Origin of the sequence: Pseudomonas sp. 11/12A (assembly GCF_000800055.1) — a bacterium.
Lineage (GTDB): Bacteria > Pseudomonadota > Gammaproteobacteria > Pseudomonadales > Pseudomonadaceae > Aquipseudomonas > Aquipseudomonas mohnii.
The window spans coordinates 6,391,905-6,411,425 of record NZ_JUGV01000001.1 but is presented as its reverse complement, the minus strand read 5'-3'; the positions used below and the strand labels follow the sequence as shown (position 1 = coordinate 6,411,425).

Below are 19,521 nucleotides of genomic sequence, written 5' to 3'. Positions count from 1 at the left end.
TCTTATTGTTCTGTCAGGGGACGCACGCGCACACCCTGTTCGAGCTGCGCCAGTTGCGCCGCGTCGCTGATACCGAAACCGATCTGCGTGACGGCCATCGCGGCAATTGCCGTGGCGCGGCGCAAGGTCTGCTCAGGCAGGTCGGCGCTGACTAGGCCGTGGAGCATCCCCGCCAGCAACGAGTCGCCCGCGCCCACCGTACTGGCGACGCTGACTTTAGGTGGCGTGGCGTGCAGCGCCGAACCGACGCTGAACCAGTTCACGCCATCGGCTCCGTGGGAAATCACCACATGCTCGACACCCTGCGCGTGCAAACGATTCGCCGCTGCGGCCTGCGCGGTGACAGATACCACCTCGCAACCCAGCACTTCAGCCAGCTCTTCTGTGTTCGGCTTGATCAGCCATGGACCGGCCTTGAGCCCGGCCCGCAAGGCGTCGCCGCTGGTGTCGAGCGCGACCTTCAGACCGAGTTCTTTCAAGCGCAGGATCAACGCCTGCAACCATTGCGGACTCACGCCCTGAGGCAGGCTGCCGGCGACGACGACGGCATCATGCCCCGGAGCGATCCGGTCAAGACGATCAAGCAAGGCCTGCTGGGCCGTCGCGCTGACCTGCGGCCCCGGGCCATTGATGTCGGTGATGCGACCATCGCTTTCCGCCAGTTTGATATTGCTGCGGGTCTCCCCCGGCACGCGGATAAACCCATCGACAAAATTCCGTTTGGCGAACAGGGTTTCGAACGCTTGCAGGTTGTCTTCACCGAGAAATCCGCTGACCGTCAGTTGATGCCCGAGGTCCGCCAATACCTGCGCCACGTTCAACCCTTTGCCGGCGGCATGGGTGTGCATGACATCACTGCGATTGACCTGACCCGGCTCCAGGCGCGGCAACTGGACGGTGAGGTCCAGCGCCGGGTTGAGGGTCAAGGTTAAAATCCTGGCCATTACAGGGCCTCCACTAATGCGCGCACTTCGTTGGCGCTGCCCACGGCGAGCGCCGCTTGGGCAAGGGTTTGGGTCTGGCTCAGGCTGAGTTCACGGATTCGCGCCTTGACCTCGGGAATGCTGCGCCCCGACACGCTCAACTCGTCCACACCGAGCCCGACCAGCACCGGCACCGCCAGCGGGTCGGCCGCCAGTTCACCGCAGACACCGACCCACTTGCCATGGGCATGGGCGGCGCGCACGGTGATGTCGATCAGTTGCAATACCGCCGGATGCAGGCCATCGGCCTGGGCCGACAAGGTCGGATGACCACGGTCGATGGCCAGGGTGTATTGCGTCAGGTCGTTGGTGCCGACGCTGAAGAAGTCCACCTCTTTGGCCAACACCGGCGCCAGCAATGCCGCCGACGGCACTTCGATCATGATCCCCAGTTGCAGGTCCGCGACCGGGATTTCCAGACGCAGGCGTTCGGTCATGTCCCGGGCCTGGCGCCACTCATCGACGCTGCCGACCATCGGGAACATGATCCGCAGCGGACGGTTGTCAGCCGCGCGCAGCAAGGCGCGCAACTGCGTTTCCATGATGTGTGGCCGTTGCAAGGTCAGGCGAATGCCACGTACCCCAAGGAACGGATTTTCTTCCTTGGCGATCGGCCAATAGGGCAGCGGTTTGTCGCCGCCGACATCAAGGGTGCGCACCACCAGGGGGCGACCCATCAGGCCATCGAGGACACGCCGGTATTCGACCTCCTGGGTCGCCTCGTCCGGCGCTTGCGGGTGAGCCATGAAAATCAGTTCGGTGCGCAACAGGCCAATGCCTTCGGCCCCCTGCTCCACCGCACCGGTCACGCCAGCGCTTTCACCGATGTTGGCGAACACTTCGACCGCATGGCCGTCGCGGGTCAAGGCGGGTTGATGGCGCTGTTCAGCGGCCACCTTCAATCGTTGTTCACGGGTGTCGCGTTCGTCAGTGGCCCGTTGCAGCGTTGCGGCATCGGCATCCACGTGCAGGCGACCGCGTTGGCCATCGATCAGCAACGGCGTGCCCGGCGCCAGCAGCAACACGGCCGGACCGGCACCGACCAACGCCGGAATACCGAGCGCTCGGGCCACGATCGCACTGTGGGCAGTAGCGCCGCCGCGGGCGGTGAGGATGCCGGCCACGCGAGTCGGGTCCAGACGCGCAACGTCGGATGGACCGACTTCGTCCATCACCAGAATGTAGGGTTGCTCGGGTTCACTCGGGGTTTCGATCCCGCAGAGCGTCGCCAACACCCGACGACCGATATCGCGCAAATCGGCAGCGCGTTCGGCAAGCAAGGCGTCCTGCAGCGCTTCCTGTTGCCGGGCCGCCGCTTCGACCACCGACATCCAGGCCGCTTCGGCGCTTTCGCCCTGCTTGAGACGGGTGTCGACTTCATCGGTCAATTCCGGGTCGTCGAGCATTTCCTGGTGGGTGACGAAAATCTCGCGAATGGCCTTGGCCTTGCTGCGTTCGATCAAACCACCGATGTCGCGCCGCACATCCGCCAGCGCCTGCTTGAGCCGATCGCGTTCGATGGCGGCGGACTCACCGCGCAGCGGGTACTCGATGGCTTGCAACACTTGAATATGCGCCGGGCCGATGGCGATTCCCGGCGCGGCGGCGATGGCCTGAATCACGCTACCGGACGCCGGGGCGAGCAGTACCTGGGCCGCCTCGACAATTTCTTCACGCGGCTGGCTGACGGGCGGCAGCGGCTCGATTTCTTCACCGAGGCCTTCTTCGATGGCAGCCAACAACGCAGGCAGCGCATCGGCGGCGATGCTCGGCTCGGCGATGATTTCCAGCACCTGACCACGACGGGCGCCGAGGCTGAGCAGCTTGCTGAGGCTCTTGACCGACACCGCGCTGTCCTGACCATCGACGATGCGGATGCGAATTTCACCTTCAAAACTCTTTGCCAGTTGCGCGAGGATTTTCGCCGGCCGTGCATGCAAACCGTGGGCATTGGCCAGCGCGATCCGCGTACTCGGCCAGTCCGCCGGCAGTTCACCGCCGAGCACTTCAAGCACCGCGCGGCAGCTGGTGGCACGGCCCAATTCATGGCCGCGACCTTCAATCAATAACGCGCACAGTCGTTCCAGCAACGCTTGATGGGCCTCACCCAGGCTGGCCAGGCAGAACAACCCGTTCAGCGGCTGACCGAGGTAACGCAGCGGTTTGTCCGGGGTCACGAACGCCAGACCGGGGCGCTTGACTGTTTGCTCACTGTGCAGCCACCACAGGCCATCGCCCAGTGGCAGTGCTTCGACCTGTTGCAACACGGCGGAGAAACCGTTGCTGACGCAATCGGCCTGACGCAACAAACGCGCACCGCGCCAGACCAGCTCTTCAAAATCTTCGGCTGCCACACCCAGGCCGATCATTTGCGCATCCAGCGCCAATTCTTGCGGCGCACCTTGCAGCAGTTTCAGCAGGGCCTCGGCGGAACTGGCACGGCGCAGGGCCTGGCCCAGATCGGTCTCGCCGAGGGCGCGGGTCAGTAGTTGTAGCAGGCGCAGGTGTTCATCGGACTTGGCGGCGATGCCAATGGCCAGGTAGACGATCTGCCCGTCGCCCCAGTCAACGCCATCGGGAAACTGCATCAGGCGCACACCCGTGGTGAATACCTGATCGCGGGTTTCCGGGGTGCCGTGGGGGATGGCGATACCTTGACCGAGAAAGGTCGAGCCCTGGGCTTCACGCGCCTGCAGGCCAGCGAGGTAACCCTCGGCAACCAGACCATCGGTAACCAGATGCCGGGCCAGCAACTGCAGGGCTGCGGACTTATCCACAGCCGACTGGCCCATGGATATCTGCTCTATGGTGAGCTCGAGCATGCTTTCTCCTTTTGGCACCTGTTGGCACCAGGTATTGTTTTGATTGATTCAGCTTAGGCGCTTGTCCTGTGACAGTCTTCAGCGGTTTCGTGGCAGAACCGGCCTAAGGCGCCCATAACGTAGAAAATACGCTTGCTGAAACGTTTAATCTAGATTGATTGGCACGTTACTCGATAATGGCCCATCCTTGAAGTCCAACTTGTCGGCTGCGTGAAGGCGGGATCGCCTGCGTGAATCGGTTAGGATTGGCAAAATTGTCGAGGCAAGCTCGAAAAAACAAGGAAATCCCGGGTTGAAACTCAGTGATATCGCCCAGTTGGCCGGTGTGTCTGTTACCACCGCCAGCTACGTCATCAATGGCAAGGCCGAACAGCAACGCATCAGTAGCGCTACCGTCGAACGTGTACGCGCAGTCGTCGAGCAACATGGCTTCACCCCCAATCCCCAGGCCGCCGGGCTGCGCAGTCGGCACACCCGCACCCTGGGGTTCATTTTGCCGGATCTGGAAAACCCCAGTTACGCGCGAATCGCCAAACTGCTGGAACAAGGTGCACGCGCTCGCGGCTATCAGCTGCTGATCGCCAGTTCCGACGACGCACCGGACAGCGAGCGCCAATTGCTGAAGCTGTTCCGCGCCCGCCGCTGCGATGCCCTGATCGTTGCCAGTTGCCTGCCTCCGGGCGATGACAGCTATCGCCAGTTGCAAGCCAAGGGGATTCCTATCATCGCGATCGACCGTGTCATGGAGCCTGAACACTTCTGCTCGGTGATCAGCGACGACCGGGAAGCCAGCCTGCAACTGACTCGCAGCCTGCTGGACCCGTTGCCCAAGCAAATCGCCTTGATCGGTGCCCGCCCCGAACTGAGCATCAGCCAGGAACGTGCCGCCGGTTTCAAAGAGGCCTTGAAGGACTTCAACGGCGAGGTGCTGATCGAACAGGGCGAATCCTTCAGCCGCGAATGCGGCAAACAACTGATGGAAGAATTACTCCAGCGTGTAGGGCATTTACCCGAAGCACTGGTGACCACGTCCTATGTGCTGTTGCAGGGCGTGTTCGATGCCTTGCACGACTTCCCGCTGAAAAACCGCCCATTGCGCCTCGGCACTTTCGGCGACACTCAGTTGCTGGATTTCCTGCCTCTGCCGGTCAATGCCATGGCCCAGCAACATCAGCTGATTGCCGACAAGGCCCTCGCACTGGCCCTGGCGGCCATCGAGCAGTCCGATTACCAACCCGGCGTGCAGGCCATCCCGCGCACCTTCAAGCAGCGTATCCGCCAGGACTGAACCGTGGAGCTGATCGACAGCCACACCCATCTGGACTTTCCCGATTTCGACAAGGATCGTCAGGCGCTGCTGGTCGAAAGCCGAGCCCTCGGGGTACGACGGATGGTGGTGCTGGGGGTATATCAGGGCAATTGGCAGCGCGTCTGGGATCTGGTGCTAAGCGATCCCGACCTGCATGCCGCGTTCGGCCTGCATCCCGTTTATCTGGACGATCATCAGCCCGATGATTTACGCGAACTCGGTGAGTGGCTGACCCGTCTGGCCGGTCACCGACAGTTGTGCGCAGTGGGCGAGATTGGCCTGGATTACTTCATCGAAACCCTCGACCGCGAACGCCAGCAAGCGTTGTTCGATGCACAGCTGCAACTGGCCGCGGATTTCAATCTGCCGGCACTGATCCATGTGCGACGCAGTCATGCGGCGGTCATTGCCACGCTCAAGCGGTTTCGCCTGCCACGCGCGGGCATCATCCACGCCTTCGCCGGCAGCAAGGAAGAGGCGCGCGAATACATCAAGCTCGGTTACAAGCTCGGCCTGGGCGGCGCCGCGACCTGGCCCCAAGCGCTGCGCATGCACCGTGTCCTCGCCGAGCTGCCGCTGGAATCAGTGGTCCTGGAAACCGACTCACCGGACATGGCACCCGCCATGTACCCCGGTCAACGCAACAGCCCGGCGCACTTGCCCGCCATTTGCGCGGCACTGGCCAGCATCATGGCGATCAGCCCTGAGCGATTGGCGGCGGTCAGCACGGCCAATGCCTGTGAATTGTTCAACTGGTAGTCAGTCGGCGTGAGCCTTGGCGGCCTCAAGAATCAATGTCATGTGCTGACGCTGACGGGCAAAGCGCATGGCGATGAAGTAGACGAAAATCGCCAGCAGCGAGAAATTGAGCTGTTCCAGAACGCTGATCATGCCAAGCCACTCCAGCACCAGCGCCACCAGTAAAGCGGTGCAAATCATCACCAGCAGGCTCGCCTTCAACATGGCCAGGGAATCAAGCGACTTGAAGCGCTTGATTTGTTTCGGGTCGTTCAGTTGCAAGGCTTTTCGGCAATGTGTGCATCTGAACGCTTCGTTGATTGCAATGGCGTTGATCTGCCAGGACTCAAGCAGCGATGTGCGCTGGCAATGGGCGCAGCGTCCCTGGATTCCAAGGGTTGCAACAGGCATAGAAAGGCCTCCTCCGTGTGGGCACTGAAATGAATCTCCGTTCATTGAAGTTGAAATACAGGAACATGGAGAAAAACAGCAAGGTTCTTAGGAAATTTGAGAAAGGTATTACAAAATTTTCAGCCACACACAGAACCTTTGAAACGGAGCCTGTTCGCGAACGCGGGATGCCCGACGGCATCAACGTCGGCCATCACGCCATCATCGCAAGCAAGCGTTTATACAGCTGGCGGACTGCTGCTATCTAGACGCGGAATGCGCTAATCAGCTGTTTGAGTTCCACCACCTGAGCCGACAACACTCGACTGGCATCCTCGGTCTGGTGCGCACCTTCAGCAGTCCGTTCACCGGCACGATTGATTTCGACAATGTTCTGGTCGATATCGTGGGCAACCGCCGTTTGCTGTTCCACGGCTGCGGCGATCTGCTGGTTCTGGTCGACGATCATACCGACGGCACCGAGGATGTTTTCCAGCGCCTGCTGGACCTTTTCCGACTGCCCTACCGTGCCATTGGCCATCTCATGACTCACACCCATCGCCTTCACGGCAGCACCGACCCCACTGTGGAGCCTGGTGATCATCTGTTCGATTTCTTCGGTCGATTGCTGGGTTCGCTTGGCCAGTGTCCGGACCTCGTCCGCCACCACGGCGAATCCACGCCCCTGCTCGCCGGCCCGCGCCGCTTCGATGGCGGCATTGAGCGCCAACAGGTTGGTTTGTTCGGCGATGCTCTTGATCACCTCCAGCACGCGACTGATGGACTGGCTGTCACTGGCCAGTTGATTGATCACCAGCACCGACTGATCTATTTCGCTGGCCAGTGCCGCGATGCTGCCTTGCTGGGACTCGACCAGCCCACGCCCACTGATGGTTTCGTCGTTGACACTGTGGGCGCTGCTGACCGCCGCGGCGGCGCTGCGCGCGACCTCGAGGGCCGTGGCCGACATCTGGTTCATTGCCGTGGCCACTTGCTCGATCTGGCTCCGTTGCCCGGCCACGGCATGGTTGCTTTGCGCCGAGACGTTTTCTACTTGCCCGGCCTGGCGTTCCACCTCACTGACGGTTTGCCCCACGCGCTCAATCAGGTCATGGATTTTTTTCACGGTGCCGTTGAATACCTCGCCCAACTCGCCCAATTCATCGCGACTGTGGGCGCTGAACGTCACCGTCATGTCGCCGGCCGCGACTTTATCCATCACCCCGCCAAGGCGTTTGAGCGTGGTACGGGTCGAGGCGTAGAAGCCGCCGTAAAGGTAGAAGATCAGCACAAACACCACCGACAGCGCCACTGCCTGCAAGACCATGTGCGTGCGGTTCTGATCCAGGCGCTGCTGCAACTGCACGCCGAGAAATTTCAGCGTGGCTTCGTTGAGTTGATACGTCTGGTCCATCAGGCCAGTGACCTGATCGTAGAAACCCTGCCAGGGCGTATCCAGGGTGTCGGCCATTACCACTTGCTCTTCGAACAGTTCACTGGCCTTTTTCAACGTCGCCCTGCTGCCATCGGCCAGGGCTGCCAGGGTTTCCCGAGCCGCTCTACTGGAACCCAATGCGTCCTGCAATTTCAGCCCATACTCGCCTTGCAGCTTTTCGATCTGCGCCAACAGCTCATCGAAACGGGTACTCGACGCCGAATTGAGAAACCCCTGGCCCAGCGAGAAGGAGCCCATCGCCCGGCCTTCACCCAGAAGCTGAGTCACTGGCGGGGTGACATTGGTGATGAGTTCGCTCAGTTGGCGCATGTCGCTCTGGGAATCGCGGCTCAGTCCGGCCTGACTGGCGACGATCTGGCTGAAAATCTGCGCACTGCCGAGCAACTTGCCAATCATTCCGCTTTTGCTTTGCAGGGACGTTTCGCTGTGTTGCGCCTTGAAGGCGGCGATCATTTCATCGCGCTTGGTATCGAATACCGCGATTTGCTCGGGGTCCGTGCTCATCGCGGTCAGCCCCTGCAAACGGGTCAGAAGGCTTTGCTCCAGGGCGCTGATCTGCGACTCGACATTGCCCGCCTTGCCCGATTGGCCCAGGGTGACATTGATCTGCACCAGGTTGTTGAGGGTTTCCAGATCGCGCCGCAACGCCAGGCTGCTGCCCAGCAGATCGAGGCTTTGCAGTTCGGTACGGGTACCCTGGAACTCGCGATAGGAGTCACGCACCAGGTAGAAGTTGGTCACCAGCATCGGCACCAGGAACAGGACGCTGATCAGACTGAACTTCATGCCAAAGCTCAGACGGTTCATCAGTGCGACAGCGGGATAGAGCAAGCTCTTCACTGGAAGTCTCCCCATGATTTCTTATTTTTATTGGCAGGCGCAGACCGACAGCAGATAGCCACTACCCGGCGCTATTTCTGTATAGCGTAAATCGAAGAGAGGTTTTGTAACTTAAGGTTAACGGCAAAAGTTTGTCCGAGGTTCTGGCTGCGCCCGGACAATCTTTTGGCCGCTAATAAAGAAATCAGGCCAGAACGGTCCACAAGGCGAAACCGGCATACCAGAGCACTGCAGCCCTCAACAGCAGTTCCCAGATCCGGTCAAGATTATTGATGCCTTCAGGCCCGACCACCGGTGCCGGGATTTCACCCGCCACCAGCCCGGCCTTCTCGATCAATAGCGCGGCGCTGATGTTCCAGTTCAACAACTCGTGCAACATCACCCGGCCGACGGCGACAAAGTTGCCGACCAAGGCAAAACTTGCCGCCAGCAAGCGCACCGGCAGCCAATCGAAGGCATGACGCAGTTGCGCCGCGCGTTCGACCACGGCCGGGTTTTTCCCATGCTCCTCAACCAGCGCGAGCAATCGATAACTCAGAGCCGCGACCGGCCCCAACAGGAAGTACCAGAAAATCACCGCGAAAAAGCTCTGGTAGGCCTCCCACAGCAAATGTCCTTCAACCCGTTCCAGCAGTTGTTCGCCACTGTCGGCGCAGATATCCACATCGCGTTTGGCGACATGGGCCGCGGCTTGCAGGTCTTCCCGACGCCAGGCGTCGCGAAACGGCCCCAGACCAGCGAGCAGATCGCCACGACCCAGACTGTAAATCACCACCAGCAGGTGCACCGGTAACACCAGCAAACCGTAGGCCACCGGCTGCAGCACCATCAACAGCAACCCCAGCAACGCCACCGGCAAAAATACCGAAATGGCCAGGATCAGCCACGGCCGATTGACCAGACGCGCGTTGACCTCAATCCTGGCCAGCTCGCGCAACCAAAAACCGTCGCGTTGTACCCGGTGGCGCAGGGCCGAGAACTTCTCGATCCAGACCGCCAACAGCAGCACCAGAAAACTCATTGTTACTCCTCTTTTTCCATGGCGGCTTTTGCCAAGGCCGCACGATAGCGTGCCCAATCGAACGCCGGTCCCGGATCAGTCTTGCGTCCGGGCGCGATGTCACTGTGCCCGCAGATGCGCTGCGTGGTAATGGCCGTGAAGGCGCTTTGCAGTTGCAGGGTCAGGGCCGTCAACGCGTCATATTGGGCGTCGGTGAACGGCAGATCATCCGTGCCTTCGAGTTCAATTCCCACGGAAAAATCGTTACAGGTCTCCCGCCCCTCGAAACTCGAAACGCCGGCGTGCCAGGCGCGCTCAAGACAAGAGACAAACTGGGTGACAGTGCCGTCACGCTCGATCAGAAAATGCGCCGACACCCGCAGATCGGCAATCCCTTCAAAGTAGGGGTGCTCCGTGACATCCAGTCGGTTCTGGAAAAATTCCTGCACCTTTCCCGTGGCGAATTGCGCCGGCGGCAGGCTGATGTTGTGGATCACCAGCAGGGAAATTTCGCCCGTGGGGCGCGCATTGAAGTTGGGCGAGGGGCAAAGACGCACGTCCTGACACCAACCGCTTGCGGGGTCCAACTGCATACAGGCTCCTTCAACGACGACCGTGTGAGTGCCCAGTATGCCGCGATAGCCCGTCCGAACGCGATCACTTGCCGCGATTGAGACGCCGCAGGTGGCCGATGACCGACTCCAGCGCCCGATCAAACAACAAGGTGTCATCGAGGACCCGTGCCGCCCCCTGGCGAAATTCCCGCGCCAGGGACGAACGACTGCGCTCCAGCACCTTCATGCCGGTGCGGTTGACGAAGATGTATTGACCGGAGGCTTCAATGATCGCCGCCAGTTTGCAGCGCAGGGAGTTTTCCGGATCGGTCTGGAACTCGACCCAGCAGCCAGAATGCAGCTGATTGACGTGGCGCATTCCGGCATCGTCTGCCGGCAGCGGCAGCCCCTTATCCACAGGGCCTTCATCGGCGCTGGGCAATACGATTCTTTCCAGCACTTCGATCATGACCGCCGCGTCCGCGAGCGGGCGCTCGGGCCGCTCAAACAATTGCACATGCAGGCTTTCCAGCTCGCTGAAAAACTCACTGGTGACGAAAGGGTCGTACGCCGAACCACTCAAACCCTCGCGCAAGGATTTGAGCAAACCCGGCACCCGCGCCAACAGTCGTGTACCGGCGTCGGGCACTACATTCCCGTCTTTGTGCATCCAGCCTCCAGAAAATCCGAATCGTCAAAGTCATGGCGTCAAATACAAGGCGAATTATCTTGTAAAAGAGAGCGCTTGCGCCAGAGGACTCTTCGGCTTCTGCGTAAATAGCCCCCTCCCTTGCCTACAGGCAGGTCCTTGGGATTCGACCAAATGCAGGCGTCTGAGCATTGGCGATAGCTCGGATGCCTTGGGTTGCTTCGCACCATGGCCCTATAATCGGGCCACTTTGTTTGTGGAGTCCGTTATGCCGAATCTACGCCTCGCCGATTTGACCACCGAAATCGAAGCCAACGTGCGCCGTGCGCTGCTCGAAGACATTGGCAGCGGCGACATCACCGCACAGCTGATCCCGGCCGAACGCCTGGCCAAAGCCACCATCATCACCCGCGACGCCGCCGTCATCAGCGGTACCGCCTGGGTCGATACCGTGTTTCGGCAACTGGATCCACGAGTGGCGGTGCACTGGCAGGTCGCCGATGGCGAAAGGGTCAAACCCAACCAGGTGCTGTTCCACCTCGAAGGCCCCGCGCGCTCGTTGCTAACCGGTGAGCGCAGTGCCTTGAACTTCCTGCAACTGCTGTCCGGCGTGGCCACCCGCGCGCAATACCTGGCGGATTTCGTGGCCCAGACCCAGGTCAAGCTGCTCGACACTCGCAAAACCTTGCCAGGTCTGCGTCTGGCGCAAAAGTACGCCGTGACCTGTGGTGGTTGTCACAATCATCGCATCGGTTTGTATGACGCGTTCCTGATCAAGGAAAACCATATCGCCGCTTGCGGAGGCATTCCTGAGGCCATCGCCGCCGCGCACAAAATCGCACCGGGCAAACCGGTTGAGATCGAAGTGGAAAACCTGGATGAACTGAAAGAGGCCTTGGCGGCCGGTGCCGACATCATCATGCTCGATGAACTGAGCCTGGATGACATGCGCGAAGCCGTGCGCTTGAACGCTGGCAAGGCAAAACTGGAGGCCAGCGGCGGCATCAACGAAAGCACGTTGCTGCCTATCGCCGAAACCGGCGTGGATTACATTTCGATTGGTGCAATGACCAAGGATGTGAAGGCCGTCGATCTGTCGATGCGTCTGAGCCTCTGATCACTCGCAATGAAAAACTGCAGGAGCGAGCTTGCTCGCTCCTGCATGTGGTGGGCGCTTTTTCAGACCACCAGATTATTCATCTCGCAGTACTCATCCCACTCGACGCCCAACACTTCAGCCGCCTCCTTGTGCAGAACCAGGCGCGCGGCCTCGTACTCTTCGGGGCTTGATGTGTACTTGAGCGTCAGTTCCCACGGCTGCAGGCCCTGGGCTTCAGCCTCATCCTCGAAGGCCCACTGGATCTGGTCTTTCTGATCGTCGGCTGGCAAATCCTTGATCTCTTCGGCTAGCTGGGGCGAATCCAGCAAATATTTCTTGAGTGCCTCTTCGTGCCGGGCTTCCTGGCTCAATTCTTTAACGGTCATGGTGTTCTCGCTGATCTGGGGAATGGAAGATGGATCTGGATCATCAAGGATCTCTCTGACGCAAATAACCGTGTTCAACCTGGTTTGTCTGGCCTTCAGAACCATTCGGGATCATCTGAAAACTGCTGGGCTAAGCTCATGCAGGTTCCGAATATAGGATGTTTATCAGACGATTTACACGACTCTTTACATCAATCCACAAATAAACCGCACTCACCTTCTGTCGCGCCTGGAAACAGGCCGGCAGCGATTCCGGCCAAGACGCCAGCCGCAACGAAAGAGACGAACTCAACAGTACGATCGAGGATTGGAGCAGAAAGGCTAAACAACAGGGGGGGGGGGATGGTGCCCGAGACAGGAATCGAACCTGCGACCTTCGCGTTACGAGTGCGCTGCTCTACCGACTGAGCTACACGGGCGGTGCGCTAAACCTAGCATCGCGAAGGCATACCGGCAACTTTAGCCAGCGCCTCGATTGTCTACAGGCAAAAAAAGACCCCGTCGTTTTCACGGCGGGGTCTTTTTTAGAACGTTGAAGCGGTCAGGCGGGGGAGCGGATTAAACGCCCGAAGCCTTGGCTGCTGCTACGTCCTTGATGGACAGCTTGATGCGGCCGCGGTTGTCCACGTCCAGTACCAGTACTTCCACTTCCTGACCTTCCTTGAGGATGTCAGTCACTTTCTCTACACGAGCGTCGCTCAGCATGGAGATGTGAACCAGACCGTCCTTGCCAGGCAGGATGTTGACGAATGCGCCGAAGTCGACGATGCGCTCAACCTTACCGACGTAGATCTTGCCGATCTCGGCTTCCGCGGTGATACCCAGAACGCGCTGACGTGCCGCTTCAGCGGCGTCCTTGGTTTCGCCGAAGATCTTGATCGAACCGTCGTCTTCGATATCGATCGAAGCCTTGGTCTCTTCACAGATCGCACGAATGGTCGCGCCACCTTTACCGATGACATCACGGATTTTGTCGGTGTCGATCTTCATCGCGATCATGGTCGGTGCATTGGCCGACAGTTCGGTACGCGACTGGCCGATGATCTGGTTCATCTGACCGAGGATGTTCAGGCGCGCTTCCAGGGCTTGGCCCAGAGCGATTTCCATGATTTCTTCGGTGATGCCCTTGATCTTGATGTCCATCTGCAGCGCGGTCACGCCTTTGGCGGTACCGGCTACCTTGAAGTCCATGTCGCCCAGGTGGTCTTCGTCGCCCAGGATGTCGGTCAGGACGGCAAATTTCTCGCCTTCTTTAACCAGACCCATGGCGATACCGGCAACCGGCGCCTTCATTGGAACACCAGCGTCCATCAGAGCCAGGGAAGCACCGCAGACCGAAGCCATGGAGCTCGAACCGTTGGACTCGGTGATTTCCGACACAACGCGGATGGTGTACGGGAACACGTCGGCGGCAGGCAGCATGGCCTGAACCGAACGACGGGCCAGACGGCCGTGACCGATTTCGCGACGACCGGCACCACCCATGCGACCACACTCGCCCACCGAGAACGGAGGGAAGTTGTAGTGCAGCATGAACGGGTCTTTTTTCTCGCCTTCCAGGGTGTCCAGCAGTTGTGCATCACGGGCAGTACCCAGAGTTGCAACGACCAGAGCCTGGGTTTCGCCACGGGTGAACAGCGCCGAACCGTGGGTCTTCGGCAGAACGCCGACCTCGATGTTCAGCGGACGTACGGTGCGGGTGTCGCGGCCGTCGATACGTGGCTTGCCGTTTACGATGTTTTCGCGAACGGTGCGGTATTCGATTTCACCGAAAGCAGCTTTGACGTCAGCAGCGGAAGGCTGGCCTTCTTCGCCGGACAGCTTGGCAACGACCTGATCCTTCAGCTCGCCCAGGCGAGCATAACGGTCGGCTTTGACGGTGATGGTGTAAGCCTGGGAGATCGCTTCGCCGAACTCGGCGCGAATGGCACCCAGCAGCTCGGTGGCTTCGGCTTGCGGAGCCCAGGTCCAGGTTGGCTTGGCAGCTTCGGCGGCCAGCTCTTTGACGGCCTGGATAACGACCTGGAACTCGTCATGGGCGAACAGTACGGCGCCCAGCATCTGGTCTTCGGTCAGTTCTTTGGCTTCGGATTCAACCATCAGAACGGCTTCAGAAGTACCGGCAACGACCATGTCCAGGCTCGAAGCAGCCAGCTGCTCGTAAGTCGGGTTCAGCAGGTAACCGGTGCTTTCGTGGAACGCAACGCGGGCAGCGCCGATCGGACCATCGAACGGAATGCCGGAGATCGCCAGCGCAGCCGAGGTACCGATCATCGCAGCGATGTCCGGATCGGTCTTCTTGCTGGTGGAAACGACGGTGCAGACTACCTGCACTTCGTTCATGAAGCCTTCCGGGAACAGCGGACGGATCGGACGGTCGATCAGACGGGAAGTCAGGGTTTCTTTCTCGGAAGGACGGCCTTCGCGCTTGAAGAAACCACCAGGGATCTTACCGGCAGCGTAAGTTTTTTCCTGGTAGTGAACAGACAGAGGGAAGAAGCCCTTGCCTGGATCGGCTTGCTTGGCACCGACTACGGTCACCAATACGCTGACGTCGTCGTCAACGGTGACCAATACTGCGCCGGAGGCCTGACGGGCGATACGGCCAGTCTCGAGGGTAACGGTCGACTGACCGAACTGGAATTTTTTGATGACCGGGTTCACGGTGTCCTACCTTCTTTTGTGGCTCTTGGGGAAACTGGTTTCTTGCGAAATTCTTGGGCAACGTCGGGAGTCGGCCCGATCGGGATGTCCAGGGTGCAGCTACTCAGGCAAAGCAGATATCCAGATAAAACTTGAGGCTGGAAGCCTGCCATGTGCCAGCGGGAAACCCGCGGACACACGACAGACAACCAACCTCTAGCGCAATCGCTGAATTAGCGACGCAGACCCAGGCGACCGATCAGAGCGCTGTAACGGCTCACGTCTTTGCCTTTCAGGTAGTCCAGCAGCTTACGACGCTGGTTTACCATGCGGATCAGACCACGACGGGAGTGGTGATCTTTACCGTTGGCCTTGAAGTGACCTTGCAGTTTGTTGATGTTGGCGGTCAGCAGTGCAACTTGCACTTCTGGCGAACCAGTGTCACCAACAGCTTGCTGGTAGTCAGCTACGATTTGGGCTTTTTCTTGAACGTCGAGAGCCATGAGGCAATCCTTTTATCAGGAAACTGTTTCAGAAAAACAGTTTCAACAGGCCAGGGACAAATCCCTGTATCTAAAAATGAGTAGTGACCGTGCCTGTTGACAGCCACCCTCGTCCGGTCATTCTGACCGAATCAGTCGACGCGGCGCGATGCGCCCGTCTTCGCTCACTTCACCGATACCGATGAAGCGACCGTTGTGATCCTGTACCCGTACCATACCGAATTTCGGTGCATCCGGAGCGCGGACCGGCTGGCCGTTAAGCCAGTAGAACGAGCTGTGCTCCGAGAACTGCAAAAGCGGCCAATCCAGCAGACCGCTGTCCGATGGCATCAGGAAGCGGTCGACCGCTTCGTTGCCGCCTTCGGCATGTACCGCTTCCAACTCTTCCAGGGTGACCGTCTGGGCCAGCGTGAAAGGCCCGGCCTGGGTACGTCGCAGTTCTGCAACGTAAGCGCCACAACCGAGCTGCTCACCAATATCCTCCACCAGGGTGCGAATATAGGTGCCTTTGCTGCAATCCACTGCCAGCCGCGCAGTATCACCTTCGAAGGCCAGCAATTCCAAGCGCGTAATAGTAACAGAACGCGGTTCACGCTCCACTACTTCGCCTGCACGGGCCAGCTTGTACAGCGGCTGGCCATCACGCTTGAGCGCCGAGTACATCGGCGGTATCTGACTGATTTGCCCACGAAAATTCGGCAACACAGCTTCGATATCGGAGCGACCAACGGTCACAGGACGCTCCTGCAAAACTTCGCCCTCGGCATCCGCCGTGGTCGTGGTTTTGCCCAGTTGCGCCAGGGTTTCGTAACCCTTGTCGGAATCGAGCAGGTATTGCGAGAACTTGGTGGCCTCACCGAAGCACAACGGCAACACGCCGGTGGCCAGCGGATCGAGACTGCCGGTGTGTCCCGCCTTCTCGGCATTGAGCAACCAGCGGACCTTCTGCAAGGCCGCATTGGAGGTGAACCCCAGCGGCTTGTCCAGCAGGATGATACCGCTGACGTTACGACGGATACGTTTGACCTGAGCCACCGATTACTCCTTGGTGTCTTCGGCTTCTGCCGCAACCGGATGCTGATTGTCTTCAGCCACTGCGCGCTCGATCAAAGCCGACAGATGCGCACCACGCACAACGCTTTCGTCGTAATGGAAGTGCAACTGTGGAACGCTGCGCAGCTTCATCTCGCGAGCCAACTGCATGCGCAGGAAACCGGCGGCTGAGTTGAGCACCTTGATGCTCTGTGCGATGTCTTCAGCGCTGTCCTGACCCATCACGGTGATGAAAATCTTGGCGTGACCGACGTCACGGCTGACTTCCACTGCGGTAATGGTGACCAGGCCGACGCGCGGGTCTTTGACTTCACGACGGATCAGTTGTGCCAGCTCGCGCTGCATCTGATCGCCGATACGTTGGGTACGGCTATATTCTTTTGCCATGTCTTGTTACCTGTTACTGCCCCACGGCGAAACCCGTGAGGTCTGAAAGCGGCAAACGCCCGGCCTGACAGAAGCCAGACCGGGCGTTGCGTTTAGAGTCCGGGTGATGCGCCGTGCATTTGCATGCGGCTGCCCATCACGGCTCTTGAAGTGCGCGAGTTAGAGGCTGCGAGCAACCTGAACCTTCTCGAAGACTTCGATCTTGTCACCGACTTTGACGTCGTTGTAGCTCTTCACGCCGATACCGCATTCCATGCCGGCACGCACTTCGGAAGCGTCATCCTTGAAGCGGCGCAGGGATTCCAGCTCGCCTTCGAAGATAACGATGTCTTCGCGCAGTACACGGATTGGACGGTTACGGTGAACAGTACCCTCGATCACCATGCAACCGGCGATCGCGCCAAACTTCGGCGAACGGAACACGTCACGCACTTCGGCCACACCGAGGATGTTCTCGCGAACATCGCTGCCAAGCATACCGGTGAGGGCTTTCTTGACGTCTTCGATGATGTCGTAGATCACGTTGTAATAACGCATATCCAGACCTTCCTGCTCGACGATCTTGCGAGCGCCGGCATCGGCACGCACGTTGAAGCCGAACAGTACAGCATTGGAGGCCAGTGCCAGGTTGGCGTCGGACTCGGTGATACCACCGACACCGCCACCGACAACACGCACTTGCACTTCGTCGTTACCCAGGCCGTTCAAGGCACCGTTCAACGCTTCCAGCGAACCACGGACGTCGGATTTGAGGACGATGTTGAGCGTCTTCTTCTCTTCCTGACCCATGTTTTCGAAGATGTTTTCCAGCTTGCCTGCGTGAGCACGAGCCAGTTTGACTTCGCGGAACTTGCCTTGACGGAACAGAGCCACTTCACGGGCTTTCTTCTCGTCGGCAACCACGCTCATCTCGTCGCCAGCATCCGGGGTACCGTCCAGGCCGAGGATCTCGACAGGGATGGCTGGACCGGCTTCCTTGATGGCCTTGCCGTTCTCGTCGAGCATGGCGCGAACACGGCCGTAGTTGGAACCGACCAGCACCATGTCGCCTTGACGCAAGGTACCGTCCTGAACCAGAACGGTCGCCACCGGGCCACGGCCCTTGTCGAGACGCGATTCAACCACCACACCACGACCAGGAGCCGAAGGCGTAGCTGTCAATTCCAGAACTTCGGCTTGCAGCAGAACGGCTTCGAGCAATTCGTCGACACCGGTACCCATCTTCGCCGAGACCGGTACGAATGGCGTGTCACCGCCCCACTCTTCCGACGTCACGCCGTGTACCGACAATTCGCTACGGATGCGATCGAGATCAGCGCCCGGCTTGTCGATCTTGTTCACCGCCACGACCAGCGGAACGCCCGCGGCCTTGGCATGCTGAACAGCTTCGATGGTTTGCGGCATCACGCCGTCGTCCGCTGCAACGACCAGGATCACAATGTCGGTCGCCTTGGCACCGCGGGCACGCATCGCGGTAAACGCGGCGTGGCCCGGGGTATCGAGGAACGTCACCATGCCACGGTCGGTTTCAACGTGGTATGCACCGATGTGCTGGGTAATACCGCCGGCTTCGCCAGCTGCAACCTTGGCACGACGGATGTAGTCGAGCAGGGAAGTCTTACCATGGTCAACGTGGCCCATTACGGTCACGACTGGCGCACGGGCAACGGCCTCGCCTTCAAACTTCAGGGACTCGGCCAGGGAATCTTCCAGGGCGGTGTCGCTGACCAGGGTCACTTTGTGGCCCAGCTCCTCGGCAACCAGTTGAGCAGTTTCCTGATCGAGAACCTGGTTGATGGTCGCCGGAGTACCCAGCTTGAACATGAACTTGATGATTTCAGCAGCCTTGACCGACATCTGCTGGGCTAGATCGCCCACAGTAATGGTCTCGCCGATCTTCACTTCGCGCACGACAGGGCCGGTTGGGCTCTGGAAACCGTGGGCATTGCGCTTCTTCAGCTTGGCCTTGCCGCGACCACCACGACGGAAGCCATCGCTTTCTTCGTCGGTAGTACGAGGGGCAACGCGTGGAGCAGGCGCTTTTTCCTTGACCGACGCACGATGCGGAGCGTTTTTGCGCTCGCCATCGCCACTACCGCGACGATTGTTATCGTCGGCACGTGGTTTGTCCGGACGGCGCTGTTCGTCACGCTTGCGAGTGTCCGCCGCAGGCGCAGCTGGAGCAGCTGCCACGACCGGCGCGCTTTCGCGCACAGGTTCGGCCACTGCTGCATGCGCGGCTACAGGTTCGGCTGGAGCGGTCGGCGCAGCGGCTGGCTGGCGACGAGCTTCTTCTTCGGCGCGACGCTTGGCTTCTTCTTCAGCCTTCTGACGTGCAGCATTTTCTACTGCGCGACGCTCTTCCAGTTCACGCTTGCGCTCGGCTTCGATTTCTTCCGGGCTGCGCTGTACGAAGACTTTCTTCTTGCGTACTTCTACGCTGATGCTTTTGCTGCCAGCAACACGCAGGGTGCTGGTGGTTTTACGCTGCAGCGTAATCTTGCGTGGTTCTTCCACTTTCGCCTTGTGGCTGCTTTTCAAGTGAGTCAGCAACGATTGCTTCTCACTATCAGTCACACTTTCTTCGGCGGCGGTGTGCGGCAGACCTGCCTCACGCATCTGCTGCAACAGGCGCTCTACCGGTGTTTTGACCTCATCGGCCAGTTGTTTCACCGTGACTTGCGTCATGCACTTCTCTCCTCAGGCCGC

15 protein-coding genes, 1 tRNA gene and 1 pseudogene are annotated in these 19,521 nt (G+C 59.6%); 3 read left to right on the top strand and 14 right to left on the bottom strand.

The genetic code is table 11. The features are described 5' to 3' along the window. Positions 1-2: 2 nt before the first annotated feature. Positions 3-944 (bottom strand): 1-phosphofructokinase, encoded by a 942-nt coding sequence (gene pfkB / locus GQ39_RS29280; RefSeq protein ID WP_047537557.1) that lies wholly within the window; start codon positions 942-944, stop codon positions 3-5. After that, positions 944-3,805: a phosphoenolpyruvate--protein phosphotransferase gene (gene ptsP, locus GQ39_RS29275; protein ID WP_047537556.1), complete on the bottom strand. Its 2,862-nt coding sequence runs from the start codon at positions 3,803-3,805 to the stop codon at positions 944-946. The genes pfkB and ptsP overlap by 1 nt, the downstream gene beginning before the upstream one ends. 292 nt (positions 3,806-4,097) lie before the next feature. Here ptsP and cra point away from each other — a divergent pair, with 292 nt between their 5' ends. Beyond that, positions 4,098-5,093, top strand: coding sequence for a catabolite repressor/activator (gene cra / locus GQ39_RS29270; protein WP_047537553.1), 996 nt, complete (start codon positions 4,098-4,100; stop codon positions 5,091-5,093). 3 nt (positions 5,094-5,096) lie between these two features. Further along, positions 5,097-5,873: a TatD family hydrolase gene (locus GQ39_RS29265; protein ID WP_047537549.1), complete on the top strand. Its 777-nt coding sequence runs from the start codon at positions 5,097-5,099 to the stop codon at positions 5,871-5,873. On the opposite strand, the gene GQ39_RS29260 is transcribed toward GQ39_RS29265, so the two are convergent. The 5 genes and pseudogenes from GQ39_RS29260 to GQ39_RS29235 form a co-directional block, all read right to left on the bottom strand. Further along, the gene (locus GQ39_RS29260; protein WP_047537547.1) at positions 5,874-6,263 is read right to left on the bottom strand and encodes a hypothetical protein; all 390 of its coding nucleotides are present in this window, start codon (positions 6,261-6,263) and stop codon (positions 5,874-5,876) included. It lies immediately after the preceding gene. Between the two features lie 244 nt (positions 6,264-6,507). Then, positions 6,508-8,538, bottom strand: a complete 2,031-nt coding sequence (locus tag GQ39_RS29250) for a methyl-accepting chemotaxis protein (RefSeq protein ID WP_047537541.1) — start codon at positions 8,536-8,538, stop codon at positions 6,508-6,510. Positions 8,539-8,722: 184 nt separating this feature from the next. Then, positions 8,723-9,559, bottom strand: coding sequence for a regulatory signaling modulator protein AmpE (ampE, locus tag GQ39_RS29245; protein ID WP_047537538.1), 837 nt, complete (start codon positions 9,557-9,559; stop codon positions 8,723-8,725). Positions 9,560-9,561: 2 nt separating this feature from the next. After that, positions 9,562-10,131: a 1,6-anhydro-N-acetylmuramyl-L-alanine amidase AmpD gene (gene ampD, locus GQ39_RS29240; protein ID WP_047537536.1), complete on the bottom strand. Its 570-nt coding sequence runs from the start codon at positions 10,129-10,131 to the stop codon at positions 9,562-9,564. A gap of 64 nt (positions 10,132-10,195) precedes the next feature. After that, a pseudogene (locus tag GQ39_RS29235) lies at positions 10,196-10,738 on the bottom strand (DUF1631 family protein); the annotation flags it as partial. A gap of 271 nt (positions 10,739-11,009) precedes the next feature. On the opposite strand from GQ39_RS29235, the gene nadC reads away from it, so the two are divergent. Next, a complete protein-coding gene (gene nadC / locus GQ39_RS29230) occupies positions 11,010-11,858 on the top strand; it encodes a carboxylating nicotinate-nucleotide diphosphorylase (RefSeq protein WP_047537530.1) in 849 nt (282 codons plus the stop codon). Positions 11,859-11,920: 62 nt separating this feature from the next. On the opposite strand, the gene GQ39_RS29225 is transcribed toward nadC, so the two are convergent. The 7 genes from GQ39_RS29225 to infB form a co-directional block, all read right to left on the bottom strand. Further along, positions 11,921-12,226: a DUF6388 family protein gene (locus GQ39_RS29225; protein ID WP_047539312.1), complete on the bottom strand. Its 306-nt coding sequence runs from the start codon at positions 12,224-12,226 to the stop codon at positions 11,921-11,923. A 343-nt stretch (positions 12,227-12,569) separates the two neighbouring features. Next, a tRNA-Thr gene (locus GQ39_RS29220) sits at positions 12,570-12,645 on the bottom strand. A 139-nt stretch (positions 12,646-12,784) separates the two neighbouring features. Next, entirely contained in the window at positions 12,785-14,890 is a 2,106-nt protein-coding gene (gene pnp / locus GQ39_RS29215) for a polyribonucleotide nucleotidyltransferase (protein ID WP_047537528.1), read from the bottom strand. A 212-nt stretch (positions 14,891-15,102) separates the two neighbouring features. After that, complete coding sequence (gene rpsO / locus GQ39_RS29210; protein WP_046820615.1) at positions 15,103-15,372, bottom strand: 30S ribosomal protein S15; 270 nt, start codon at positions 15,370-15,372, stop codon at positions 15,103-15,105. Between the two features lie 117 nt (positions 15,373-15,489). Then, positions 15,490-16,407, bottom strand: a complete 918-nt coding sequence (gene truB, locus GQ39_RS29205; RefSeq protein WP_047537524.1) for a tRNA pseudouridine(55) synthase TruB — start codon at positions 16,405-16,407, stop codon at positions 15,490-15,492. 3 nt (positions 16,408-16,410) lie between these two features. Continuing rightward, positions 16,411-16,812 (bottom strand): 30S ribosome-binding factor RbfA, encoded by a 402-nt coding sequence (gene rbfA / locus GQ39_RS29200; RefSeq protein WP_034148332.1) that lies wholly within the window; start codon positions 16,810-16,812, stop codon positions 16,411-16,413. 159 nt (positions 16,813-16,971) lie between these two features. Further along, positions 16,972-19,500 carry a translation initiation factor IF-2 gene (gene infB / locus GQ39_RS29195; RefSeq protein WP_047537520.1) on the bottom strand — a complete coding sequence of 843 codons (2,529 nt, stop codon included), beginning with the start codon at positions 19,498-19,500 and terminating at the stop codon, positions 16,972-16,974. Positions 19,501-19,521: the final 21 nt, after the last annotated feature.

Bases quoted from the DNA above. Each gene is read 5' to 3' on its own strand.
- pfkB (WP_047537557.1), bottom strand. From the start codon at position 944: ATGGCCAGGATTTTAACCTTGACCCTCAACCCGGCGCTGGACCTCACC.
- ptsP (WP_047537556.1), bottom strand. From the start codon at position 3,805: ATGCTCGAGCTCACCATAGAGCAGATATCCATGGGCCAGTCGGCTGTG.
- GQ39_RS29260 (WP_047537547.1), bottom strand. From the start codon at position 6,263: ATGCCTGTTGCAACCCTTGGAATCCAGGGACGCTGCGCCCATTGCCAG.
- ampE (WP_047537538.1), bottom strand. From the start codon at position 9,559: ATGAGTTTTCTGGTGCTGCTGTTGGCGGTCTGGATCGAGAAGTTCTCG.
- ampD (WP_047537536.1), bottom strand. From the start codon at position 10,131: ATGCAGTTGGACCCCGCAAGCGGTTGGTGTCAGGACGTGCGTCTTTGC.
- nadC (WP_047537530.1), top strand. From the start codon at position 11,010: ATGCCGAATCTACGCCTCGCCGATTTGACCACCGAAATCGAAGCCAAC.
- GQ39_RS29225 (WP_047539312.1), bottom strand. From the start codon at position 12,226: ATGACCGTTAAAGAATTGAGCCAGGAAGCCCGGCACGAAGAGGCACTC.
- rpsO (WP_046820615.1), bottom strand. From the start codon at position 15,372: ATGGCTCTCGACGTTCAAGAAAAAGCCCAAATCGTAGCTGACTACCAG.
- rbfA (WP_034148332.1), bottom strand. From the start codon at position 16,812: ATGGCAAAAGAATATAGCCGTACCCAACGTATCGGCGATCAGATGCAG.
- infB (WP_047537520.1), bottom strand. From the start codon at position 19,500: ATGACGCAAGTCACGGTGAAACAACTGGCCGATGAGGTCAAAACACCG.